Annotated in this window: 18 protein-coding genes, 3 rRNA genes and 2 riboswitches; of the genes, 8 read left to right on the forward strand and 13 right to left on the reverse strand. The window is 44.2% G+C overall.

The features are described from left to right. Positions 1-25 precede the first annotated feature (25 nt). Positions 26-184 (forward strand): hypothetical protein, encoded by a 159-nt coding sequence (locus tag QR721_RS09295; RefSeq protein WP_348026244.1) that lies wholly within the window; start codon positions 26-28, stop codon positions 182-184. A 57-nt stretch (positions 185-241) separates the two neighbouring features. Here the strand turns inward: QR721_RS09295 and QR721_RS09300 are convergent, their stop codons facing one another. The 5 genes from QR721_RS09300 to leuS form a co-directional block, all read right to left on the reverse strand. Beyond that, a complete protein-coding gene (locus QR721_RS09300; protein WP_348026246.1) occupies positions 242-1,138 on the reverse strand; it encodes a Ppx/GppA phosphatase family protein in 897 nt (298 codons plus the stop codon). A gap of 122 nt (positions 1,139-1,260) precedes the next feature. Then, positions 1,261-1,376 (reverse strand): 5S ribosomal RNA (rrf, locus tag QR721_RS09305). 122 nt (positions 1,377-1,498) lie between these two features. Continuing rightward, positions 1,499-4,411 (reverse strand): 23S ribosomal RNA (locus QR721_RS09310). Positions 4,412-4,582: 171 nt separating this feature from the next. Beyond that, positions 4,583-6,146: ribosomal RNA gene (locus QR721_RS09315) — 16S ribosomal RNA — on the reverse strand. Together the 16S, 23S and 5S rRNA genes form the textbook arrangement of a ribosomal RNA operon. A 451-nt stretch (positions 6,147-6,597) precedes the next feature. Beyond that, the gene (gene leuS / locus QR721_RS09320; RefSeq protein WP_348026248.1) at positions 6,598-9,009 is read right to left on the reverse strand and encodes a leucine--tRNA ligase; all 2,412 of its coding nucleotides are present in this window, start codon (positions 9,007-9,009) and stop codon (positions 6,598-6,600) included. A gap of 325 nt (positions 9,010-9,334) precedes the next feature. Here leuS and mnmM point away from each other — a divergent pair, with 325 nt between their 5' ends. Further along, a complete protein-coding gene (gene mnmM, locus QR721_RS09325) occupies positions 9,335-9,901 on the forward strand; it encodes a tRNA 5-(aminomethyl)-2-thiouridylate-methyltransferase MnmM (protein WP_348026250.1) in 567 nt (188 codons plus the stop codon). A gap of 3 nt (positions 9,902-9,904) precedes the next feature. Here mnmM and QR721_RS09330 read toward each other — a convergent pair whose 3' ends face one another. Continuing rightward, positions 9,905-10,966, reverse strand: coding sequence for a tetraprenyl-beta-curcumene synthase family protein (locus QR721_RS09330; RefSeq protein ID WP_348026252.1), 1,062 nt, complete (start codon positions 10,964-10,966; stop codon positions 9,905-9,907). A 76-nt stretch (positions 10,967-11,042) separates the two neighbouring features. Here QR721_RS09330 and QR721_RS09335 point away from each other — a divergent pair, with 76 nt between their 5' ends. Both QR721_RS09335 and QR721_RS09340 read left to right on the forward strand, forming a co-directional pair. Then, complete coding sequence (locus QR721_RS09335) at positions 11,043-11,600, forward strand: gamma carbonic anhydrase (protein WP_348026254.1); 558 nt, start codon at positions 11,043-11,045, stop codon at positions 11,598-11,600. A gap of 70 nt (positions 11,601-11,670) precedes the next feature. Beyond that, positions 11,671-12,525: a C39 family peptidase gene (locus tag QR721_RS09340; protein ID WP_348026256.1), complete on the forward strand. Its 855-nt coding sequence runs from the start codon at positions 11,671-11,673 to the stop codon at positions 12,523-12,525. A gap of 24 nt (positions 12,526-12,549) precedes the next feature. On the opposite strand, the gene asnB is transcribed toward QR721_RS09340, so the two are convergent. Beyond that, positions 12,550-14,454 (reverse strand): asparagine synthase (glutamine-hydrolyzing), encoded by a 1,905-nt coding sequence (asnB, locus tag QR721_RS09345; RefSeq protein WP_348026258.1) that lies wholly within the window; start codon positions 14,452-14,454, stop codon positions 12,550-12,552. A 147-nt stretch (positions 14,455-14,601) separates the two neighbouring features. After that, positions 14,602-15,816, reverse strand: a complete 1,215-nt coding sequence (gene metK, locus QR721_RS09350) for a methionine adenosyltransferase (RefSeq protein ID WP_348026262.1) — start codon at positions 15,814-15,816, stop codon at positions 14,602-14,604. Positions 15,817-15,969: 153 nt separating this feature from the next. After that, positions 15,970-16,076: riboswitch (SAM riboswitch) on the reverse strand. Positions 16,077-16,350: 274 nt separating this feature from the next. Between metK and pckA the strand changes: the two genes are divergently transcribed. The 4 genes from pckA to QR721_RS09370 all read left to right on the forward strand — a co-directional run bounded on the left by pckA (position 16,351) and on the right by QR721_RS09370 (position 20,724). Then, complete coding sequence (gene pckA / locus QR721_RS09355) at positions 16,351-17,937, forward strand: phosphoenolpyruvate carboxykinase (ATP) (protein WP_348026265.1); 1,587 nt, start codon at positions 16,351-16,353, stop codon at positions 17,935-17,937. A 149-nt stretch (positions 17,938-18,086) separates the two neighbouring features. Beyond that, positions 18,087-19,109, forward strand: coding sequence for an ABC transporter substrate-binding protein (locus QR721_RS09360; protein WP_348026267.1), 1,023 nt, complete (start codon positions 18,087-18,089; stop codon positions 19,107-19,109). Positions 19,110-19,124: 15 nt separating this feature from the next. After that, complete coding sequence (locus tag QR721_RS09365; RefSeq protein ID WP_348026268.1) at positions 19,125-19,934, forward strand: ABC transporter ATP-binding protein; 810 nt, start codon at positions 19,125-19,127, stop codon at positions 19,932-19,934. Continuing rightward, positions 19,921-20,724: an ABC transporter permease gene (locus QR721_RS09370; RefSeq protein WP_348026270.1), complete on the forward strand. Its 804-nt coding sequence runs from the start codon at positions 19,921-19,923 to the stop codon at positions 20,722-20,724. The genes QR721_RS09365 and QR721_RS09370 overlap by 14 nt, the downstream gene beginning before the upstream one ends. A 45-nt stretch (positions 20,725-20,769) precedes the next feature. Here the strand turns inward: QR721_RS09370 and ytkD are convergent, their stop codons facing one another. The 5 genes from ytkD to QR721_RS09395 all read right to left on the reverse strand — a co-directional run bounded on the left by ytkD (position 20,770) and on the right by QR721_RS09395 (position 24,515). Then, positions 20,770-21,243 carry an RNA deprotection pyrophosphohydrolase gene (gene ytkD / locus QR721_RS09375; protein ID WP_348026272.1) on the reverse strand — a complete coding sequence of 158 codons (474 nt, stop codon included), beginning with the start codon at positions 21,241-21,243 and terminating at the stop codon, positions 20,770-20,772. A 23-nt stretch (positions 21,244-21,266) separates the two neighbouring features. Further along, a complete protein-coding gene (locus QR721_RS09380; protein WP_348026274.1) occupies positions 21,267-21,785 on the reverse strand; it encodes a hypothetical protein in 519 nt (172 codons plus the stop codon). Positions 21,786-21,880: 95 nt separating this feature from the next. Then, entirely contained in the window at positions 21,881-22,207 is a 327-nt protein-coding gene (locus tag QR721_RS09385) for a hydrolase (RefSeq protein ID WP_348026276.1), read from the reverse strand. Between the two features lie 62 nt (positions 22,208-22,269). Then, positions 22,270-22,764, reverse strand: a complete 495-nt coding sequence (gene queF / locus QR721_RS09390; RefSeq protein ID WP_348026278.1) for a preQ(1) synthase — start codon at positions 22,762-22,764, stop codon at positions 22,270-22,272. A 66-nt stretch (positions 22,765-22,830) separates the two neighbouring features. Next, positions 22,831-22,877: riboswitch (PreQ1 riboswitch) on the reverse strand. Positions 22,878-22,922: 45 nt separating this feature from the next. After that, complete coding sequence (locus QR721_RS09395) at positions 22,923-24,515, reverse strand: mechanosensitive ion channel (RefSeq protein WP_348026280.1); 1,593 nt, start codon at positions 24,513-24,515, stop codon at positions 22,923-22,925. Between the last annotated feature and the right edge of the window lie 68 nt (positions 24,516-24,583).

The raw sequence follows: 24,583 nt of genomic DNA on the forward strand, positions 1-24,583 counted from the left end.
AGCATTCAACAGGGAGGATGATTTTATGAGAAACAAATGGTGGCCTCTAGCCGCATCTGTCGGTGTCGGAACAATGACTTATATGTCAATGACACGTGACTCAAAGAACAGCTCCAACAATCCTGTGAAAAATTACAGGCACTATAAAAACAAAGGCCCTAATGATACACGTAATGCGAACTAAGCTAAAAGCCGAACAAGCCCTAGTGACTTGTTCGGCTTTCTAATGTATTTATTTATATTATTCGTATAACCTTTCGAAAACCAGTCCCTCTCGCATGCCTCTCCTGCCATGAATTAATGAAGAACTTTGAGTAATCTTAATAAGACTAATAAAAAGCTCTACAGCAGGAATTATGGTATCCGCTCTTTTCTTTGAGAGACCCGGTATCTGAGTAAGTTCTTCTTCCTTCAATTGAGAGATCTCTTCTGATAAATCAAATAGCTCTGCAGCTTGAATCTCATACTCGTGTGTCCTATTCAGTTTTTCGTTTCTATGGTGACTCATGATCCGAGCTACCTGATGGGCACTGCCACCAAGACAAAAGAGCGGAAGACCAGTATCCTGAATCCAAGAAATACATGAAAATTGTTTTATTAAATGGAGACGTAACTGTAAAGGCGTCATTTGCCCATCAATGATCCATTTCAATATCGTTCTCACACCAAAGGGAAAACTGTATGTATCTGCTAATTGCCCATTTTTCATCAAAGAAACTTCAGTACTGCCGCCTCCTGCATCAACAATGATCGCATTGCGAATTGAACTTGAATGAATGACTGCCAAATATCCATAGTAAGCTTCTTCTTTACCCGTCATCACTTTTATTCTGATACCTGTCTGTTTAAAAACATCTTGTAAAACCTGTTCTCTATTTACCGCTTGCCGAATTACAGCGGTACCGACACAAATCAAGGAATCAAGGTGATATGCTTGCAAAACCGACTGAAAAGACAATAACGTATGAATTAATTTTTCTATTCCAGTGGCAGTAAGATATCCTGCCTCGAGATGATCACAAAGATGAGCCTGGACTTTAATATTTTCTATTTTTTTTAATGCTTTATGTTTATCTTCTGTATAGACAACAAGTTTGATGGAGTTTGAGCCTACATCAATAATTCCATAAAGAGCCATTAGCATCCCCTTCTTCTAAGCAGAATTTAATTTTGTTCAGTCAATTGTATAAACGATGTGCTTGACATTACTTAAAAACAAAAAAAGTTCAGCAACTATAGAAGTTGCTGAACGTTTCGATTGCCTGGCGGCGTCCTACTCTTGCAGAGGCAAAGCCTCAACTACCATCGGCGCTGGGGAACTTAACTGCTGTGTTCGGTATGGGAACAGGTGTGACCTCCCCGCCATCACTGCCAGACATATTTCTCTTAAGAACGAAGACTATTATATCCTATTTCCTATAGAGAATGCAAACTTTTTTCAAGGGTTGTTTGCACCCTGAAAACTAAATAAGAGCGTTAGACAAGAATCAAATTAAAGATAGTTAAGTACTCGATCTATTAGTATCCGTCAGCTCCACGTGTCACCACGCTTCCACCTCGGACCTATCAACCTCATCGTCTCTGAGGGATCTTACTCACTTAAAGTGCGAGGAAGTCTCATCTTGAGGGGGCTTCATGCTTAGATGCTTTCAGCACTTATCCTTTCCACACGTAGCTACCCAGCTATGCTCCTGGCGGAACAACTGGTACACCAGCGGTGTGTCCATCCCGGTCCTCTCGTACTAAGGACAGCTCCTCTCAAACTTCCAACGCCCACGACGGATAGGGACCGAACTGTCTCACGACGTTCTGAACCCAGCTCGCGTACCGCTTTAATGGGCGAACAGCCCAACCCTTGGGACCGACTACAGCCCCAGGATGCGATGAGCCGACATCGAGGTGCCAAACCTCCCCGTCGATGTGAACTCTTGGGGGAGATAAGCCTGTTATCCCCGGGGTAGCTTTTATCCGTTGAGCGATGGCCCTTCCATGCGGAACCACCGGATCACTAAGCCCGACTTTCGTCCCTGCTCGACTTGTAGGTCTCGCAGTCAAGCTCCCTTCTGCCTTTGCACTCTACGAATGATTTCCAACCATTCTGAGGGAACCTTTGGGCGCCTCCGTTACCTTTTAGGAGGCGACCGCCCCAGTCAAACTGCCCGCCTGACACTGTCTCCGGACCGGATCACGGCCCTGGGTTAGAAGGTTCATACAGCCAGGGTGGTATCCCACGGATGCCTCCACGCAAGCTGGCGCTCACGTTTCTCAGGCTCCCACCTATCCTGTACAAGCTGTACAAACATTCAATATCAGGCTACAGTAAAGCTCCACGGGGTCTTTCCGTCCTGTCGCGGGTAATGCGCATCTTCACGCATAGTATAATTTCACCGGGTCTCTCGTTGAGACAGTGCCCAAGTCGTTGCACCTTTCGTGCGGGTCGGAACTTACCCGACAAGGAATTTCGCTACCTTAGGACCGTTATAGTTACGGCCGCCGTTTACTGGGGCTTCAGTTCTGTGCTTCGCTTGCGCTAACACTTCCCCTTAACCTTCCAGCACCGGGCAGGTGTCAGCCCCTATACTTCGCCTTTCGGCTTCGCAGAGACCTGTGTTTTTGCTAAACAGTCGCTTGGGCCAATTCACTGCGGCTTCTCGGCAGAGAAGCACTCCTTCTCCCGAAGTTACGGAGTCATTTTGCCGAGTTCCTTAACGAGAGTTCTCCCGCTCACCTTAGTATTCTCTACCTGCCTACCTGTGTCGGTTTGCGGTACGGGCACCTTCAATCTGGCTAGAGGCTTTTCTCGGCAGTGTGGAACCGGGAACTTCGGTACTAAATTTCCCTCCCCATCACAGCTCAGGATTGCCAGACGGATTTGCCTATCTGACTCCCTAACTGCTTGGGCGCACATATCCATCAGTGCGCATTCCCTATCCTACTGCGTCCCCCCATTGCTCATAACGACTAAGAGGTGGTACAGGAATATCAACCTGTTGTCCATCGCCTACGCCTTTCGGCCTCGGCTTAGGCCCCGACTAACCCTGAGAGGACGAGCCTTCCTCAGGAAACCTTGGGCATTCGGTGAAAGAGATTCTCACTCTTTTTCGCTACTCATACCGGCATTCTCACTTCCAGATGCTCCACCAGTCCTCACGGTCTGACTTCACAGCGACTGGAACGCTCTCCTACCATTGTCGAAGACAATCCGCAGCTTCGGTGATACGTTTAGCCCCGGTACATTTTCGGCGCAGAGTCACTCGACCAGTGAGCTATTACGCACTCTTTAAATGGTGGCTGCTTCTAAGCCAACATCCTGGTTGTCTGGGCAACTCCACATCCTTTTCCACTTAACGTATACTTTGGGACCTTAGCTGGCGGTCTGGGCTGTTTCCCTTTCGACTATGAACCTTATCACCCATAGTCTGACTCCCAAAGCTAAGTATCCGGCATTCGGAGTTTGACTGAATTCGGTAACCCGGTGAGGGCCCCTAGTCCAATCAGTGCTCTACCTCCGGTACTCGATCTTTGAGGCTAGCCCTAAAGCTATTTCGGAGAGAACCAGCTATCTCCGTGTTCGATTGGCATTTCACCCCTACCCACACCTCATCCCCGCATTTTTCAACATACGTGGGTTCGGGCCTCCAGTCAGTGTTACCTGACCTTCACCCTGGACATGGGTAGATCACACGGTTTCGGGTCTACGCCTGCATACTCAAATCGCCCTATTCAGACTCGCTTTCGCTGCGGCTCCGCATCTTCTGCTTAACCTTGCATGCAAACGTAACTCGCCGGTCCATTCTACAAAAGGTACGCCGTCACCCATAAACGGGCTTCGACTACTTGTAGGCACACGGTTTCAGGATCTCTTTCACTCCCCTTCCGGGGTGCTTTTCACCTTTCCCTCACGGTACTGGTTCACTATCGGTCACTAGGGAGTATTTAGCCTTGGGAGATGGTCCTCCCGGATTCCGACGGAATTTCACGTGTTCCGCCGTACTCAGGATCCACTCTGGAGAGAACGAAATTTCGATTACAGGGCTGTTACCTTCTATGGCGGGCCTTTCCAGACCGCTTCGTCTATCCCGTTCCTTTGTAACTCCGTATAGAGTGTCCTACAACCCCAGAAGGCAAGCCTTCTGGTTTGGGCTGTTTCCGTTTCGCTCGCCGCTACTTGGGAAATCGCATTTGCTTTCTCTTCCTCCGGGTACTTAGATGTTTCAGTTCCCCGGGTCTGCCTCGATCATCCTATGTATTCAGATGAACGTACTGCTCCATTACGAACAGTGGGTTTCCCCATTCGGAAATCCTCGGATCAATGCTTACTTACAGCTCCCCGAGGCATATCGGCGTTAGTCCCGTCCTTCTTCGGCTCCTAGTGCCAAGGCATCCACCGTGCGCCCTTATTCACTTAACTAAGTTTGACGCGTTAAAACGTTTTGATGTCTTGTTTTGCTCTTATTTAGTTTTCAAGGAACAAACTATCCTGGTTTGAAAGAGATTCACTCTCTCAAAACTGAACAAACAACCTGTTTATGTCTTCCGAATCCATTCAACTTCCGAAGAAGCTTGAACTTCATATCCTTAGAAAGGAGGTGATCCAGCCGCACCTTCCGATACGGCTACCTTGTTACGACTTCACCCCAATCATTGGCCCCACCTTCGGCGGCTGGCTCCCGTAAGGGTTGCCTCACCGACTTCGGGTGTTGCCGACTCTCGTGGTGTGACGGGCGGTGTGTACAAGGCCCGGGAACGTATTCACCGCGGCATGCTGATCCGCGATTACTAGCGATTCCTGCTTCATGTAGGCGAGTTGCAGCCTACAATCCGAACTGGGAATGGTTTTATGGGATTTGCTTCACCTCGCGGCTTCGCTGCCCTTTGTACCATCCATTGTAGCACGTGTGTAGCCCAGGTCATAAGGGGCATGATGATTTGACGTCATCCCCACCTTCCTCCGGTTTGTCACCGGCAGTCACCTTAGAGTGCCCAACTTAATGCTGGCAACTAAGATCAAGGGTTGCGCTCGTTGCGGGACTTAACCCAACATCTCACGACACGAGCTGACGACAACCATGCACCACCTGTCACTCTGTCCCCGAAGGGAAAGCGGTATCTCTACCGTTGTCAGAGGATGTCAAGACCTGGTAAGGTTCTTCGCGTTGCTTCGAATTAAACCACATGCTCCACCGCTTGTGCGGGCCCCCGTCAATTCTTTTGAGTTTCAGCCTTGCGGCCGTACTCCCCAGGCGGAGTGCTTAATGCGTTAACTTCAGCACTAAGGGGCGGAAACCCCCTAACACCTAGCACTCATCGTTTACGGCGTGGACTACCAGGGTATCTAATCCTGTTCGCTCCCCACGCTTTCGCGCCTCAGCGTCAGTTACAGACCAGAGAGTCGCCTTCGCCACTGGTGTTCCTCCACATCTCTACGCATTTCACCGCTACACGTGGAATTCCACTCTCCTCTTCTGCACTCAAGTCCTCCAGTTTCCAATGACCGCTTACGGTTGAGCCGCAAGATTTCACATCAGACTTAAAGGACCGCCTGCGCGCGCTTTACGCCCAATAATTCCGGACAACGCTTGCCACCTACGTATTACCGCGGCTGCTGGCACGTAGTTAGCCGTGGCTTTCTGGTAAGGTACCGTCAAGGTACGATCAGTTACTATCGTACTTGTTCTTCCCTTACAACAGAGTTTTACGATCCGAAAACCTTCATCACTCACGCGGCGTTGCTCCGTCAGACTTTCGTCCATTGCGGAAGATTCCCTACTGCTGCCTCCCGTAGGAGTCTGGGCCGTGTCTCAGTCCCAGTGTGGCCGATCACCCTCTCAGGTCGGCTACGCATCGTTGCCTTGGTGAGCCGTTACCTCACCAACTAGCTAATGCGCCGCGGGCCCATCTGCAGGTGACAGCCGAAACCGTCTTTCATCTTTCCTCCATGAAGAAGAAAGTATTATCCGGTATTAGCTCCGGTTTCCCGGAGTTATCCCGATCCTGCAGGCAGGTTGCCCACGTGTTACTCACCCGTCCGCCGCTCGTTCCACAGGCATCACCCCGAAGGGATCTGCCTGCTTTCCGCGCTCGACTTGCATGTATTAGGCACGCCGCCAGCGTTCGTCCTGAGCCAAGATCAAACTCTCCAAAAAAGTTTGTTTCACATCATCCGAAGATGATGTCTTAGCTAGTAAAACTTAAACGGTTATACCGTTTCTTACTGACATAAATGGTTGTTTGTTCAGTTTTCAAAGAACGAATGTCATTACCTGTCTCGACAAGCAACTTTTAAAGTATAGCACTTACGAAATCGAAAGTCAATAACTTTTTTTCGGAAGTCAACTATCAATTAAGCGACTTACCAAGTATATAATCTTACTTTCAAAAAGTCAATGAAAACTTCATCCTGCAAAGAGTTAGTCAGCCCCCGAGATTTAATTCTCTTGAGAACATAAATTATTATATCGCTATGCAAGTACCAATTCAACTGGTCGTTGCTGGAAAGGAAACCATATACAATAGAGCCCTAAAGACAAACAAAATTACTCCCTGCAATCAACAAAAAAAGGTCTGCAGCTTGAGCTGCAGACCTACTTAATTTAATTAATTCGCAACGATATTAACAAGTTTGTTCGGAACAACAATAACTTTACGCACTGTTTTTCCTTCAATCCAATGTTGAACTTGTTCATCTTCAAGTGCGAGCTTTTCCAATTCATCTTTAGACATATCAAGCGGAACCATAATTTTGGAACGGACTTTGCCTAGTACTTGAAGAGCAACTTCAACTTCATCTTCAATAAGTTTACTTTCGTCATGGACAGGCCATTTAGCATAGCTAATTGAATCTTCATGGCCGAGTCTGTTCCATAGCTCTTCACAAATATGCGGAGCGATTGGTGCAAGCAACTGAACAAAACCTTCTATATAATCTTTTGGCAATTGATCAGCTTTATATGCTTCGTTCACAAATACCATCATTTGTGAAATTGCCGTATTGAAATGCAAGTTGTCGTAATCAGCAGTAACTTTTTTAACAGTTTCGTGATACACCTTATCTAGTGCATCATTCTGTTCTTCAGTCACCTTCTCTGTCAGACTGCCTTCTTCAGTAACGAGGAGACGCCAAATCCGGTCAAGGAAACGACGAGCACCATCAAGACCATTTGTCGACCACGCAACAGAAGCATCAAGCGGTCCCATGAACATTTCATACAAACGCAATGTATCTGCACCATGTGACTCAACGATTTCATCTGGGTTTACAACATTGCCCTTGGATTTACTCATCTTTTCATTATTTTCTCCAAGAATCATTCCTTGGTTAAATAATTTCTGGAAAGGTTCTTTCGTTGGGACAACTCCAATATCATATAGGAACTTATGCCAGAAGCGTGCATAGAGCAAGTGAAGAACAGCATGCTCAGCACCACCGATATAGATATCAACAGGAAGCCATTTCTCCAATGCTTCTGGATCAGCAAGCTGCTCACTGTTATCCGGGTCAATGAAACGAAGGAAATACCAGCAGCTTCCCGCCCACTGCGGCATTGTATTCGTTTCACGGCGTCCCTTCATACCTGTCTTAGGATCAGTCACATGAACCCAGTCACTATTTGCAAGTGGTGATTCACCAGTTCCTGAAGGCTTGATTTCTTCCATTACTGGCAATTGAAGCGGAAGTTCTTCATCAGGGACAGCTGTCATTGTGCCGTCTTCCCAATGGATGATTGGAATCGGCTCACCCCAATAGCGCTGACGTGAGAACAGCCAGTCTCGGAGACGGTATGTCACTTTCCCTTTACCTTTCCCGTTCTCTTCAAGCCAGTTGATCATCGTTTTAATCGCTTCATCTTTCATCATGCCATCCAAGAAGTCAGAGTTTACATGTTCTCCGTCACCTGTGTAAACAGCCTCTGAAAGATTTCCGCCTTTTACAACTTCCTTGATCGGCAAGTCATATTTGCTTGCAAATTCATAATCACGCTCATCATGTCCTGGAACTGCCATAACCGCTCCACTGCCGTATGAAATAAGTACATAGTCAGCAACCCAGATCGGGACTCTTTCATTATTCACAGGGTTGATCGCATAAGCACCAGTGAATACACCAGTTTTATCTTTTGCGAGATCTGTACGTTCCAAATCCGTCTTGCGCTGGACTTCATCTATATACTGTTCAACCGCTTCTTTTTGCTCCGCTGAAACAATTTTCGAAACGAGTGGATGTTCAGGTGCCAAAGCAGTATAAGAAACTCCAAACAATGTATCCGGACGTGTCGTGAATACTTCGAAAGAATCATCATGTCCGTCAATCGCAAACTCAACTTCAGCCCCTTCCGAACGGCCGATCCAGTTGCGCTGCATCTCTTTGATGCTTTCTGGCCAATCAACATCGTTCAGATCCTCAAGCAAGCGATCCGCATATGCTGTAATCTTGAGCATCCATTGTTTCATCGGCTTTCTAACTACTGGATGGCCGCCTCTTTCACTTAACCCATCGATTACTTCCTCATTGGCAAGAACAGTACCAAGAGCCGGACACCAGTTAACAGCGACTTCATCGATATAGGCTAGACCTTTCTCATAGAGCTTAGTGAAAATCCACTGTGTCCATTTATAATAGTCTGGATCCGTTGTATTGATTTCCCTGTCCCAATCATAAGAGAATCCGAGTTCCTGAATCTGTCTCTTAAACGTCGCAATGTTTTTTAGAGTGAACTCAGCCGGGCTGTTGCCAGTATCAAGAGCATATTGCTCTGCAGGCAGACCAAAAGCATCCCACCCCATTGGATGTAGTACTTCATAGCCTTGCGCTCTTTTCATACGGGAAATAATATCAGTGGCCGTATAGCCTTCAGGATGTCCTACATGGAGACCTGCTCCTGATGGATAAGGAAACATGTCCAATGCATAAACTTTCTCTTTATCGGAATATGTATCTGCTTTAAATGTTTTATGATCGAGCCAGTATTTTTGCCATTTCTTCTCGATTTCCAAATGGTTAAAACTCAAGTGTCTTCCTCCTTATATTTCTAGTCAAATGAAAAGAGCCGTCCATTTTTAAATGAACGGCTCGCCGTACATTCCTGTCACTTCATTATTATATAACAAGTGCTCCGTCCAAGCCATCTCGGCCCGGCTTCGTAAAAGCGTTCGGCACGACTTCCATATAAGATGCATAATAATTAACTGAAGCCCGTTTGTCAAGAATACGAACGTAGTCAGAATGCGGTTCGGCAAGCTTTAAATAGGTCAAAAGAAATAGACTGTGTACCCAGTTTACAAAATCCGTGGTACACTGGTTACAAAATGATCTATTGAAGGAGTTGCCTACAGCATGTTAAAAGGTATTATCAACTATTCGCATCATTTACTTGAACAGAGCGTCTCTTCAGGAGACACAGTCATTGATGCGACTTGTGGCAACGGTCACGACACGCTTTTCCTGAGTAAAATTACAGGCGATAATGGCAAGGTACTAGCATTCGACATCCAGGAAGAGGCCATTTCCAATACAAAGGCCCTGTTGAATAAGAACGGACGGACGAATGTTAAACTCATATGTGATTCCCATGAAAATTTAAACGATTACTTGGCATCCGGCCAATACGATACAATCGGTGGAGCTATTTTCAATCTCGGATATTTACCGGGTGGTGACAAAACAGTCATTACGAAAGCCTCATCGACAATTATTGCACTTGATTCCATTCTGCTAAGCCTGAAACAAGGCGGTATGGCAATCCTTGTCATCTATCCGGGCCATCCCGGAGGTGAGGAAGAAAAAGAAGCCGTCCTAAAACATGTAATACATTTAGATCAAAAATATTTCGAAGTCTTGAAATATGGCTTTATCAATCAGCAGAATAATCCGCCTTTTATCGTAGCCATTTGCAAAAAATAAGATCTACCGCACTTTCTGCACCAAATCACAATAAATTTTTGAATTATAATAAAAGAAATAGGAACCAGGCCCTGCCATCTTAAGCCATCTTTTTTTCAAGAATGGGTTTTGACGTCTAGTTTTAGGGTCAGAAAGATACAGACCTGTCAGCCCTTGAATTACCATTGCATGAAATTGAGCGTCTGGCATTAATGCAGTCTGATCGAGACTGTTCTGTATCATAGAGTCAATACGCCTGCCAAGTTCATCTTTATTCATATAAAATGAACAGAAGTTAAGATCCCCTTCCTGCTCATCTTCATGCTCATCGATATAATAGTCGAGCATGATGTGCAGACATTGAATATGCGGGAAATATACATCGGCCACTCTCTTAGCAAACGGTAGTCGGCCTTTCCAGGACAAGGCATATGAAATCAAGCAGAAGATTCCAAGTGTCGAGCCGCTCGCAGCCGCAAACTCCTGCCAGTACTGTAACTCATCTGAACTTTCTGCTTCATACCAGGACAGAAGCCGTTCTAAACGTTCATCAGGATTGACATGTTTGTGGACCTGAAGTGCACAATATAGCTCGTTTAAACGAAGTATTTGTTTTTGTACTGCTTCATCTGGTGCTGTTTTTTTAATAATACGACGACACGTTTTTACAAGCATTTTCAAGTAATGATCTTCACTGTCATTACGCAAGCTGTACCAATCCGAAAGCTCGCTGTCCGGATCTAGGGCTTCTCTCATTGAATTATGAAGCATTGCGAAGTCTGCAGGGTCGAGAGAGGTACTTCTGTCACAGAGGTTATCCAGATAATCGCTAATCGTCTGATATGCGACAATGAACTCGACCGCATCTTCCAGCAGATTTCCGGCAAGGAACGCATAGACAGCACCACCGTAACAATGGAATGCTTTTGACTCGATACTTGAAAGAGCTTGCTCACGCAGTTCTTTGTTCTGTATCAAGGCAGCCTCTCTTTTCCATCGTTCGAGATGGGTTCTAACCCTTGGCATAATGTGCTTGTATACGGCGTACATGAGCGTTGCCGGCCTTCTAGGAATACCGTTTTTCATGGGACGACCCTCCATTCCAAAGTTAACCAATTATTGATATACTATTATTATCACCAACTATAAGGGGAGGATACAAATGATCCACCGCTTCAAAGACAATGTTCCGATTATTGATGAATCTGTATTTGTTGCGCATGATGCTGTAATTATTGGCGATGTCGTCATCGGCGAAGAATCGAGCATCTGGTTCAAAACTGTTATTCGAGGCGATGTTGCTCCGACTCGAATTGGCAAAAGGGTCAACATCCAGGACCTTTCCCTTATCCATCAGAGTAAAGGCATGCCTGTCATAATTGAAGATGATGTGACAGTCGGCCATCAGGTTACACTGCATGCTTGTACAATTCGCAAGAACGCTTTAATTGGGATGGGTTCTGTCATTCTCGATGGTGCAGAGATTGGAGAAAACGCCTTTATCGGTGCAGGCAGCCTTGTTGCGCCCGGCAAAAAGATCCCTCCAAATACGCTTGCTCTCGGGCGTCCTGCAAAACCTGTAAGAGAGCTGACAGAGGAAGACCATGCTTATATGAAGCAACTGACAAAGAATTATGTAAATAATGGACGCACATATAAGGAAATGCCGGAACTATGCACTGAGTTTACGGATTATAGCAAACCAATTGACAAAGAATAAGCCCGACCTTATTTAAACTGTAAAGCCCAAGCAGTGTCGCGGCAATTTTTATGCACTGGAGTGAGTCGCATTGCTATTAATTATGTTCTTCCTGACCTGCACAGCGGCAATAGCCTTCATGTGCTTTGGCGCTAAGGCCTCCCGCAAATGGGTTAGGAATTCTTTCTATTTTTATGGAGCCTTGTTCACACTTGCAACCTTGGGCTTACTAGCCATCAATGTGCAAAATAATGATGACTTCATTCGCTCAGCTTTGAGAGAACTGACAAAGAAAGCTGAATTGACTGCAGAGGCAGAACCATTCATGACTTCAGAAAATCGTATCCAAGATTCGGTGCATCTTAAGGCACCACTTGTCAAACAGCTGCCGGAATTGCCACGCGGATGTGAAGTTGCCAGCTTGGCAATGCTGCTGCAATATAATAATATTGATGCCGATAAAATGACATTGGCTGATCAAGTACGCAAAAACCCGCGCAACCATGAAATTACAAATGGGAAGATTCATTTCGGCAATCCGAATAACGGCTTTGTCGGCGACATGACTTCCTTTGAAAATCCTGGGCTTGGTGTATATCATGGACCAATTGCAGAGTTGGCAGAAACATACGTTGACCCTCAGCGTGTCCGTGATTTTACAGGAAGTGAATTCACTGAGATTATCCAGCAATTAAACGAAAAACGACCGGTTTGGGTAATTATAAACGCAACGTATAAGAAGTTGCCAAAAAAAGCCTTTGTCACTTGGCATACGGAAGATGGCCCCGTCAAGATTACAAGACGTGAACATTCCGTTCTCATTACCGGCTATGATGAAAAATACATTTATTTTAATGATCCTCTAGCAAGAGAGACAAAAGCACCTATGCAATCATTTAAGGAAGCATGGGAGCAAATGGGAAAACAGGCGATCACAATCCGTTAAGGATTGGTGATCGCCTGTTTTTTATTATGCAAAGACCGGCTTTTTGGAATTCTCGGACTTAGCAAGTTCATTAAAATCATATTTCTTTTCGATGAAAATTTGATGCCATAGCATGAACATAAGTACTGTCCAAATTTTACGGCTGTAGTCCCCTTTGTCCTGGCAATGTGCTTCAAGAAGATTCGCTACATAAGATTTATCCAGCAAATAATCTGTTTCACTTTCCTGAATGAGCTGTTTCGCCCAGCCATTAAGCTCTTTCTTCAACCAATGACGTGTCGGTACCGGGAAACCAAGCTTCTTACGGTCTAGCACATGGTCAGGAATAATGCCGCGTGCAGCTTCACGCAAGATTTGCTTTGTAGTTCCATTGGCAATCTTCAAATCAACTGGAATTTCATTCGCTGTCTTGAACACTTCGATATCAAGGAAAGGTACACGCAATTCCAATGAATTTGCCATTGTCATCTTGTCAGCCTTTAGCAAAATATCACCGCGCATCCAAGTATGGATATCGACATATTGCATCTGGTTCACAAGCGGATAGTCAGTGACTTCATCATATAACTTGCCAGTGACCTGCTGATAGTCAATGTTCGGATTAAATGTTTTAAGGAATTGTTCCTTCTCAACATTCTCAAACATCTTCGCATTACCAATATAGCGTTCTCTAAGTGGTGTTGTCCCACGCTCAAGGAAGCTCTTGCCACGCATTCCTTCTGGCATCGCTGCAGCAAGACGAGCAAGCATTTTACGACCAGCGTTTGGAACAGAGTTAATCCATTTCAATGAACCTGGTTCACGGTATATGTTATAACCGCCAAACAGTTCATCCGACCCTTCACCAGAAAGGGCTACTGTCACATGCTTTCGAGCTTCTCTTGCTACAAAGTATAGAGGCACACATGCTGGATCTGCAAGCGGATCATCCATATGCCACATGATTTTCGGAAGCTTTTCAACATATTCTTCCGGTGTAATGATGTAAGAAATATTTTCAACTTCGAGCTTGTCCGCTGTTTCTTTGGCAACATCAACTTCTGAGAAACCTTCACGTTCAAAACCAACCGAGAATGTTTTGATGTTCGGATTAAATTTCTTAGCCATTGCTACGATGATTGTAGAGTCAATACCACCGGATAGGAAAGAACCGACAGGCACATCTGAACGCATATGAACATTAACTGAATCATACAATGTATCCTGAATACGCTTGATCCATCTGTCTTTATCAGTTAGAACTGGATGGAAAGTCGCATGGAAATAACGTTCAAAATGGAGTGCTTCACCAGGCTTCTTCACAAAATAATGACCAGGTTCAACTTTCTTAATTCCCTCTGTCATTGTTAGCGGTTCAGGTACGAACTGGAAGCTCAAATATTGCTGAAGCGCTTCTGTATCTACCTTTTCATTTTCAAGCATCATCGTAATACTTTTCTTTTCAGAACCGAACACAATTCCCTCTTCAGTTTCACGGTAGAAAAGCGGTTTAATGCCAAACGGATCACGTACGCCATACATCGTCTTCTCTTCTTTATCCCAGATCAATACTGAGAACATGCCGCGTAGACGCTTGAAAGCCTGCTCACGGTATTTCGTGAACATTGCTGCAATGACTTCAGTATCCGACTCCGTTGCGAATTCATAACCATCCGCTAGCAACTCTTCACGAAGCTCAACGTAGTTGTATACTTCCCCATTGAAAACAAGACGAATTCTATCATTGTCATAGCTGAGCGGTTGACTTCCGCATTCAATGTCAATAATACTTAAACGTCTAAAACCAAAAGAAACATATTCATCATGGAAATAACCTTCATCATCCGGGCCACGGTGGGCTATGATGTTATTTTGCGCTTTAAAAGACAGCTTTGCCGCATCATCCGGCTGCTTCGCCTCATTGCGAATCATGCCAATAAATCCACACATATATATAATCCTCTCTCTCATCCTGAATCATACTTTAAGAGTATAGCAAAAAACAGACGAAGAGAACAGCGAGCGCTTATCTCTTCATTTATAATATTCGCAGGATATCACCTGATTGCAGGGGGACATCAAAAGAAAAATCCCGCCTTATTGGCAGGATTCCTTCTGTTGCACAAGCGCACACAATTCTTCAGTCTTATCTGTTCTTTCCCATGTGAAAGTCGTATCAGTACGGCCAAAGTGACCATATGCAGCTGTCTGCTTGAAGATCGGTTTCTGCAAGTCAAGCATGCGGATAATACCTGCTGGACGTAGATCAAACAATTTGCGAATTGCGCGGACGAGCCTTTCTTCTTCGACTTTTCCAGTTCCGAAAGTATTCACTGAGATGGAAACCGGTTCAGCGACACCAATTGCGTAGGCAAGCTGTACTTCACATGAATCCGCAAGCTTGGCAGCAACAATATTCTTTGCGACGTAACGTGCCGCGTAAGCAGCTGAGCGGTCAACTTTTGTCGCATCTTTTCCACTGAAGGCACCGCCGCCATGACGCGCATAGCCTCCATATGTGTCAACGATAATTTTACGACCTGTAAGACCAGCATCTCCCTGTGGTCCGCCAATTACGAAGCGGCCAGTCGGATTGATGAAATACTTTGTCTCATCATCAAGCAATTCTGCCGGTACGACTTCTTTAACGACATGTTCCTTCATGTCCTTTTCAATCTGGGCCAGTTCAATGTCCTGGTGATGCTGAGTTGAAATGACAATCGTATCGACACGTACCGGTTTATCGTTTTCATCATATTCTACTGTAACCTGCGTCTTCCCATCCGGGCGCAAGTAAGATACAATTCCTTCCTTGCGTACATTAGCAAGACGTTTGGCAAGACGGTGAGCAAGTGAAATTGGCAAAGGCATCAACTCATCAGTTTCGTTGCATGCATAGCCAAACATAAGACCCTGGTCCCCTGCTCCAATTGCAGAAATCTCCGCGTCAGACATTTCTCCCTTACGCGCTTCCAATGCCGTATTGACACCTTCCGCAATATCAGGAGATTGTTCATCAATTGCCGTCAGAACAGCGCATGTATCAGCATCAAAGCCATACTTAGCCCTTGTATAGCCAATTTCCTTCACTGTGCGGCGAACGATTGCCGGGATATCGACATATGTTTCAGTTGTAATCTCACCGGAAACAAGAACCATTCCAGTAGTTACAACCGTCTCACATGCAACACGACCGTTCGGGTCTTTCTTAAGAATTTCATCTAAAATTGCATCCGAAATCTGATCACAGATTTTATCCGGATGTCCTTCTGTAACAGATTCGGATGTAAACAAGCGACGATTGTGTACCATTTAATCCATTCCTTCCATGAATAAAATATTTTACGGAATCCATGGCCATCCTTATATATACAGTATGAGAAAACATCCTTCATTAAATGCAGGTGCTTTTATATGTATAAAAAAAGCCATTTCTCCAACAATGAGAGAAAGGGCGTCCTTTCGCTCTTATTGTTCAAGGAGATTGTCCTTGCTTTCAGTTGGCACCTTTCACATATTGTGAGGTTGCTGGGCTTCTTCGGGTCTGTCCCTCCACCTGCTCTGAATAAGAGTTCCGTATTTAATATCCTAGCTTAACAATAAGGATTTGTCAAACCATGCACAGTTAATTCAGTAGATTCCAAATATTCTTACGCGAATTCGCTACAACTGTTGCAAAATTTTGCCGACTTGCCAAAAAAATTGTCTTCTGTTTCATAACAGTTTAGGGATTAGTATGGACTATTATTTGAAATGTGTTATACTATTATGCAGATAATGTATAAGATGCCCGATTCACAAGAGAACCGGCATTCCCAAATCCCCCACAAAGGCAGGTTTGTATAGATGAACAAGGTTGAATCATCCGCATTGCTTAATGAATTGAAAGGCCATGAAGGCTTAAACAGTAATTTATCAGTACCACGTCTCGTTGAAAAAATTCTCGAACGCGGTGAAGCTGAACTGAGTGAAACAGGTGCAGTATGTGCCAAAACGGGAAAATATACTGGGCGTTCTCCTAAAGATAAGTTCATCGTTAAAGACGATATTACAGAAAATACTGTTGACTGGGGCGACGTGAATCAGCCGATCGATAGCGCCTCTTTTGACAAACTATATAATAAAGTAATAGATTACCTTAAGCAAAAAAATGAAATTTTCCTTTTCAAAGGTTTTGCTGGGGCTGATAAGAACTACCGCCTTCCTATTCAGGTGTTCAATGAATATGCGTGGCATAACCTTTTCGCAAGCCAGCTCTTCATCCGTCCGACTGCTGAAGAACTTGCTTCCCATGAAGCTGGCTTCACAATCGTTTCTGCTCCGACTTTCAAAGCGAACCCTGAAGAAGACGGAACCAAATCCGAAACGTTCATTATCGTAAACTTCACAAAGCGCATTGTTCTCATCGGGGGAACTGAATATGCCGGTGAAATGAAGAAATCCATCTTCTCAGTTATGAACTACATGCTTCCACAACAAGATGTTCTATCCATGCACTGCTCTGCAAACGTTGGCCAGGAAGGCGACGTTGCCCTATTCTTCGGTCTTTCCGGAACAGGGAAAACGACTTTGTCAGCGGATCCGTACCGTCGTTTGATCGGTGATGATGAACACGGTTGGGGGCCAAATGGTGTCTTCAACATCGAAGGCGGCTGCTATGCTAAGACAATTAATTTGTCAGAAGAAAAAGAACCGCAAATTTTCAATGCAATCCGCTTCGGTTCGGTACTTGAAAATGTAATTCTTGATTCAGAAACACGCCTTCCGGATTATGATGATACTTCTTTGACAGAAAACACTCGTGCTGCCTATGATATCGATAATATTGATAATATCGTGTTGCCAAGTGTTGCCGGTCATCCGAACGCAATTATCTTCCTTACTGCTGATGCTTCAGGTACTTTGCCTCCAATCAGCAGACTTACTAAAGAGCAGGCTATGTACCATTTCCTTAGCGGATACACTTCTAAGCTTGCTGGTACAGAGCGTGGTGTAACAGAACCGCAGGCAACTTTCTCTGCTTGCTTCGGCGCGCCATTCTTGCCGCTTGCACCTGCAAAATACGCTGAAATGCTCGGTAAGAAGATTGATGAGCACAATGCACGCGTATACCTTGTGAACACTGGATGGACTGGTGGATCATACGGCGAAGGATCACGTATGAAACTTTCTTACACACGTGCAATGATCCACGCTGCCTTGGAAGGCGAATTGAACAATGTCGAAACAGCAACAGATGAGATTTTTGGTTTGAACATTCCTCTTCAAGTACCTGGTGTACCTGATGAAGTGCTCGTTCCGAAAAACACATGGGCTGATAAAGATGCCTATGATTCTGCTGCCAAGGCACTTGCAAACAAATTCCATGAAAACTTCAAGAAATTTGAAGCAAGTGATGAAATCAAACAAGCAGGTCCTGCTTATAAAGGCTAATTCCCTAATATAATTGCAAGCCCCATACCCTCTCAACTCTGAGAAGGTATGGGGCTTTTTTATGCCCGATCCGCTTACTAGGCATTCACACACGAAACTGCCTGTGCATAAAATGCTCCTGTACAATCCAAGGAGAAAGGATGGTTAGCATGAAGAAACTGCGAATAACCGGGATTCTCTTACTATTCCTCACCTTCACAATGCTCGCCGCATGCGGGCCCGGAAGTGATGATAAAAAAGATTCCGATGGCCAAAAAGTCGAGAAGATTAAACTTGGCGAAGTAACACGCTCTGTCTTTTATGCGCCGGAGTATGTCGCACTGGAAAAAGGTTTCTTCAAAGATGCGGGACTTGATGTCGATCTGCAGACGACTTGGGGTGGCGATAAGACAATGACAGCTTTGCTATCCGCAAGTGTTGATATCGCCCTTGTCGGATCTGAGACATCTATCTATGTGCATGAGCAAAAACCAAAAGATAAAGTTATCAACTTTGCACAGCTTACACGAACCGACGGAACGTTCCTCGTATCGAAAGAAGCAGACCCTGATTTCACATGGGATAAGCTGAAAGGCAGCTCGTTCCTCGGTCAGCGCAAAGGCGGCATGCCACAAATGGTCGGTGAGTTCGTCCTCAAGAAGAACGACATTGACCCGAAAACAGATCTTAATTTGAAACAGAATATTGATTTTGCAAACATCCCAGGTGCTTTTGTGTCCGGTGATGATCAATATGTCCAGTTGTTTGAACCAACAGCGAGTATTTTTGAAAAAGAGGGAAAAGGTCATATCCTTGCTTCATTTGGAGAAGCCTCTGGTGAAGTACCCTACACTGTCTTCATGGCAAAAGAAAGCATGCTGAAAAAAGATGCGGCAACGATTCAAAAGTTCACTGACGCTATTTATAAAGCTCAGCAATGGGTAGATGCGAATGATGCAAAAACAATCGCTAAGGTCATCGCTCCATATTTTGAAGATACTGATGTCGATATGCTTGCCGCCTCTATCAATCGTTATAAGGAACAAGGTTCATACGCATTGGATCCTCTCCTTAAGAAAGATGCATGGAACAATTTGAAAGACATCATGGATGCAGCTGGTGAGTTGCCTGGCAAAGCACCATACGAAGAATTGGTGAATACAGATTTTGCAAAGAAAGCGATGAAAAAGTAAAGGAGGAGATGACGTATGACATTCCTCTCCATTGATAATATATCTCATCTCTTCTTCAATAAGGACAGTACAACTGAAGCACTTGATTCAATCAGCTTCACGATGAATGAGGGGGAATTCATCTCCCTCTTAGGCCCGAGCGGTTGCGGTAAATCTACCTTGCTCAATATTATTGCCGGACTGATTAATCAGACTGAGGGCGAAGTGCTGCTGCAAGGAAAACGACTCAGAGACCAGGAACATAAAATCGGCTATATGCTTCAGCAAGATTATTTGTTTCCATGGAAAACCATTCTCGACAATGTGATGCTCGGACCACAGATTGCCAAAGTGAGAAATGAAGAAATAGAGCTGGAAGCAATGAATCTCCTTGAAGAAGTCGGACTGACCGGGGTTGAGGATAAGTATCCTAACTCACTCTCTGGAGGCATGAGACAGAGAGCAGCACTTGTCCGGACGCTTATTAATGAACCTGAGATTCTCCTGCTTGATGAACCATTCTCTGCGCTCGATTACTTTACGAAGCTGAAACTTGAAGATCTTGTCTCCAAAATATTAAAAACCTATCAAAAAACTGCAATCCTCGTAACACATGATATTGGAGAAGCAATCTCAATGAGCGATCGGATCATCGTCTTGGACCGGCAACCCGGGAAAATTCACCAAATCTTTGAAGTACCGATCGAACTGAGAAACGAGCGGCCATTCCTCTGCCGGCGTCATTCAAAATATCAGACAATCTTCGAAAAAGTATGGGGAGCGATGAATGTAATTGAAGCAGGTACAGCCACCATAGAAAGCGGGGGCCGCCATGAAACAGAATAAAGAAACGCTTTGGAAGCAACACCTGAACCGTCTTAAACTCGAGAAAAGGGTCGTTCTTTTTTGGCAGTTGCTCATATTCGTGACTTTCTTCATTTTTTGGGAAGTTGCTAGTAGAATGTATTGGATTGATCCTCTTCTATTCAGCTCACCATCGAGCATATATGAAATGCTTAGCAGAAGACTTGCTGGTGGCTCCATGCTTGTGCACATTAGAGTGACATTATTTGAAACAATTCTGGGCTTTGTAATTGGAACAATTGCCGGTATTCTTATTGCAAGTGCACTTTGGGCCTCAAAAAGATTATCTAATGTTCTGGATCCGTACCTTGTCATCCTTAATGCGATGCCAAAAGTCGCTTTGGGACCGATCATTATCGTAGCATTTGGCCCTGGTTATTTCTCCATCATCGCAATGGGCGCAATGGTTTCAGTAATCATTACTGCCCTTGTCGTTTATACAGGATTCAGGGAAGCAGATCCAAATTATGAACGTGTACTGCGAAGCTTCGGTGCGACACGCTTCCAAGTTTTTAAAGAAGCTGTATTCCCGTCAACACTACCGGCAATCATATCCACCTTCAAAGTCAATGTTGGTCTCGCCTGGGTTGGAGTAATTGTTGGAGAATTTCTCGTATCAAAGCAAGGGCTTGGCTATTTGATCATTTATGGATTCCAGGTTTTCGACTTCACTCTCGTTATGTCCAGTCTTATCCTAATAGCCATTTTTGCCGCTTTGATGTTCAAGCTTGTGGAAAAAATTGAAAAATGGCTCATCAGGCACACATCATGAGAAAAAGCCGATACACTGCTCAATTTCTGCAGCGTTCGGCTTTTTTTACTGATGGATTTCATTTTCTATTTTGTTCAGGCAATGGGTAAGTACTTTATCTTTCATAATGAAACTATATTCAGCATTATGCCGAATATTTTTTGGCAGCTCCTCCATGATCACCGGTCCGTCCGTCTCATAATATGTTTCCTGCGGCAGCAATTTTGCAATTTCTGCATAATAGACATTCTTAATGATCATAGCGCTTTTTCCATCTACTTTGTACTGACCAATATATTGGATCTTATCAATTTCTCCGCCCGTTTCTTCCATCACTTCTCTGATGGCTGCGGCTTTTGCATTTTCACCTTCTTCAACCTTGCCCCCGGGAAATTCAAGTCCGCGTTCCTTGTGAGCAGTCAGAAGCCATTTGCCTCTATGTCGGCAAATGACCCATACATGCTTCGGATCCCTTGAGAATGGTTCATCGGCAAATGACAAAGTCACCGCGTTTTGATAATAATCTTTGAACTTGTGCATTTTTCAAATCAGCTGCCTTTTCCTCAATCCACCGCCTGTTCATATTGAATACGGGCGATTTTCCATGTGCCTTCACTATGGTGAAAATGAATGCGCATTGTAAGATTTCCGTACAGGGCCGAGTTCAGCTTTTGCTTCACTTCTGCCCGGTCCTCTGTTAATTGTACCATATCATAATCAAGCTGTTCATCAAAATCAGGAGGCCCTTCAACTGGTTTCAGAAAGAGCTTGCTGCCTGCTTGACGGTATAGTTCATTTATGAAAGGCTTCACAGCGGACGGTTCGGCAAAGGTAGCGAATTTCTCCAACAAATGAGATTTGTCTTTTATGTTCAAAACTCTACCTTCTTGATCAGTTGGCTGGTTCAGTTCTTTAGAAAATCGTTCCATTAATTCGGAGACACGCGCCTTATCAAGTTTATCGTTTTGCTGTACTTGGCTGACCGTCGCATTGTCATAGGCTGATTGACCAAAGCTGACATAAGGTGCGCTGAATGTAAGCCCGACAATGACAAAGGCGGCTGCAATACTCTTCTTTCCCATTTATGAATTCCTCCTTGCTGCAAATTTATCTATTATATGTATTCTCTATTTGACAGCAAGGTAAACCGGGAAAAATAAAAAGGAATAAGACGAGCTTATTCCTTTTCTTCTTCATAAATCGGAAAATTCATCTCCGCAATATGCTTCTTCGTTGTTTCATCTCCGAGCTCATACAGAAGACGATAAGCTTCAACCAAACTTGCATCATACTCATCATTTGCTTTGTCATTACTGTAACTTACAATCGGTACATGTGCTCTGAAGAAAGAGCGGACTCCAGCTCCATGCATCTGATCAAACTGCTCACGAAGAGCATATACCTCGTCTTCCGTTGCATGAATAACGAAAGAACTATTGTTCCCGACCTTATTCCGTGAGATCTCACCTGTAGCAATATTGACATAGAATTCATGTTTCTCCATTTTGCCACCTCCATGGTCTTACTTTGCGATGAAGGAAGGCATTTCATGCATAATGGCGTATTTTAACGATTGTCAATTTTCTCTGGATATAAATCATGCTGCATTAGCCTGTTTTCGGCCATTTTTTCAAATTTAGTCCCGGGTTTTCCATAATTGCAATAAGGGTCAATTGAGATGCCGCCACGAGGTGTGAACTTCCCCCATACTTCAATATACCTTGGGTCCATTAATTCAATCAGATCGTCCATAATTGTGTTCACACTATCTTCATGAAAACCTCCATGATTTCGATAACTGAACAGATAAAGCTTGAGTGACTTGGATTCAACCATCTTCCTGTCAGGTATGTAACTTATATAAATTGTCGCAAAATCCGGCTGATTTGTCATTGGACAAAGTGTTGTGAATTCTGGGCAGTTGAATTTCACAAAATAATCACGATCCGGTTTTCGGTTCTCAAACGCTTCCAGAACACTCGGGTCATAATCGAATGAATAAGGGACATTTTGATTACCTAGCAATGTAAGATCTTTTAATTGTTCTTCTTTTGACGTCATATAGATTCCTCCCTGAATCGAAAAAAGGCCGCATCCCTTACCAAGGAATGCGGCCTGAACTGATCGGTTTCCTTAGTTTTTTATAGAGGGTTAATGCTAAGAACCTCTGTATATGCTTATACTTCTTCATCGAGTATAGCATACCGGACAAACCTTTACTACTCATTGTCCAACATATCACGTTTCCTGCGATTTCTAGGGTCTGGAAGCTCGCCTGCAATGTCTGGTGCATTGCGGTCCTTCATTCCTGTTTTTTCAATCGTGTTGTCAAAACGGGATAGATACTTGTGTGCGAAGTCTTTTCCTCCAAGACCAAAAGCAAGACCAAACGCCAAGGCAAGACCACCAAGAATTAAGGTGAATGCTGTTGTAACAATGCTTGAAGCAATACCTAGCTGAGTGAGTGCCATAAAGACTGCAATTGTTAAGATTGCATATTTTGCAAAACCGGCAAGAATTCCTTTTGCATGGCCGGTTAGCATATTGATCAGCACTTTATGAACTATATTAGCAAGAATCAATGCCGCTCCGATAATTAGAACTGCAGCAAGAACATTTGGCAAATATGCTGTAATCGCAGCTGCGATTGTCACAAGGAAGCCAAGCTTCACAAGATTCAGTGCCTGAACGATAAGGAAAAAGACGATCAGAATTTGGACGATGTATCCGACAACTGCAGATGGAGACATTGTCCCTTTTGCATTACCAATCTCCAGTTTACCAAGCAGCTTGTCAAAGCCGAGTCGCTGTAAATACTGTGTCGTCCACTTTCCAATATGGCGTCCCAACCAGATTCCAATCATGACTAAAACGAGGGCAATCAGGATATTTGGAATCATATTCATAATTTCCGCAAGCATATGCATAGCTGGTTCTGTAATTCCTGCAAGCTCTAAACGGTCCAGCGCTGCAATTGTGACCGGCAACATAATAAGGATAAAGACGATATTTCCAATTAGCTGGGCAAGAGATGAACCTTCGAAAAACTTATCAAGCTGAAGACTTTTCGCAAGGCGTTCAGAACCAGCTGCCTTTAGAATATTGATCAGTATATTTCTAATAACTTTCGCTACAAACCAGCCAACAGCGAATACGAGTACCGCTGCAAACAGTTTCGGGATAAATGCAAGTACAGCAGCAACGAGATTGCTGACCGGCTGGGCAAGTCCATCAATTTGAAGAGCGTGTAAGACAGCCGGAATGAATAGAAGCAAAATGACACCGAATGCAAGCTTACCTGCCTTTTGAACATAATCTTCAATTTCTTCTTCAGACTTAGCAATCTTCATCTTGTAAAAGAGATGAAGCAAGTTGAGCTTCTTAGAACCCTTCACAATTGCCCATTTTACAGCTGAAGCTACGAGCCAACCGACAATTAGAATCAGTAAGGCTTTGAGAACTGCAGGTATGAATCCAAGAATTGTAGCTGTCATATTAGATAGCGGACCGGCAATCATGTTCAGCTGAAGCAGATCAAATACAGATACGAGTACGAATAGCATAATCAGATAGAAAACTGCTTTGCCGATTATACGGTTGGAGTCCACTTTCTTTTCTTGTTTTTTGTCATCAGATCGGAAGAAATGGAATACTTTCTCATCCAGCTCTGTTTTGCGGAGTCCCTTCTCCACAAGGTTTCCAATTATTTTAGCTACAATCCAGCCAACAACAAGAACAATAATGGCAAGAATCGTATGCTGGAGCCCATTCATAAAACTCCCATTGAAATAATCATTCACAAATCCATTCATTGAGATCCTCCTCAGCATAAAGTAAAAAGCCAGTTGCTTGTTTACCACAATTTGAGGAAAATCAAACA

Origin of the sequence: Aciduricibacillus chroicocephali, from assembly GCF_030762805.1 — a bacterium.
Taxonomy (GTDB): Bacteria; Bacillota; Bacilli; order Bacillales; family Amphibacillaceae; genus Aciduricibacillus; species Aciduricibacillus chroicocephali.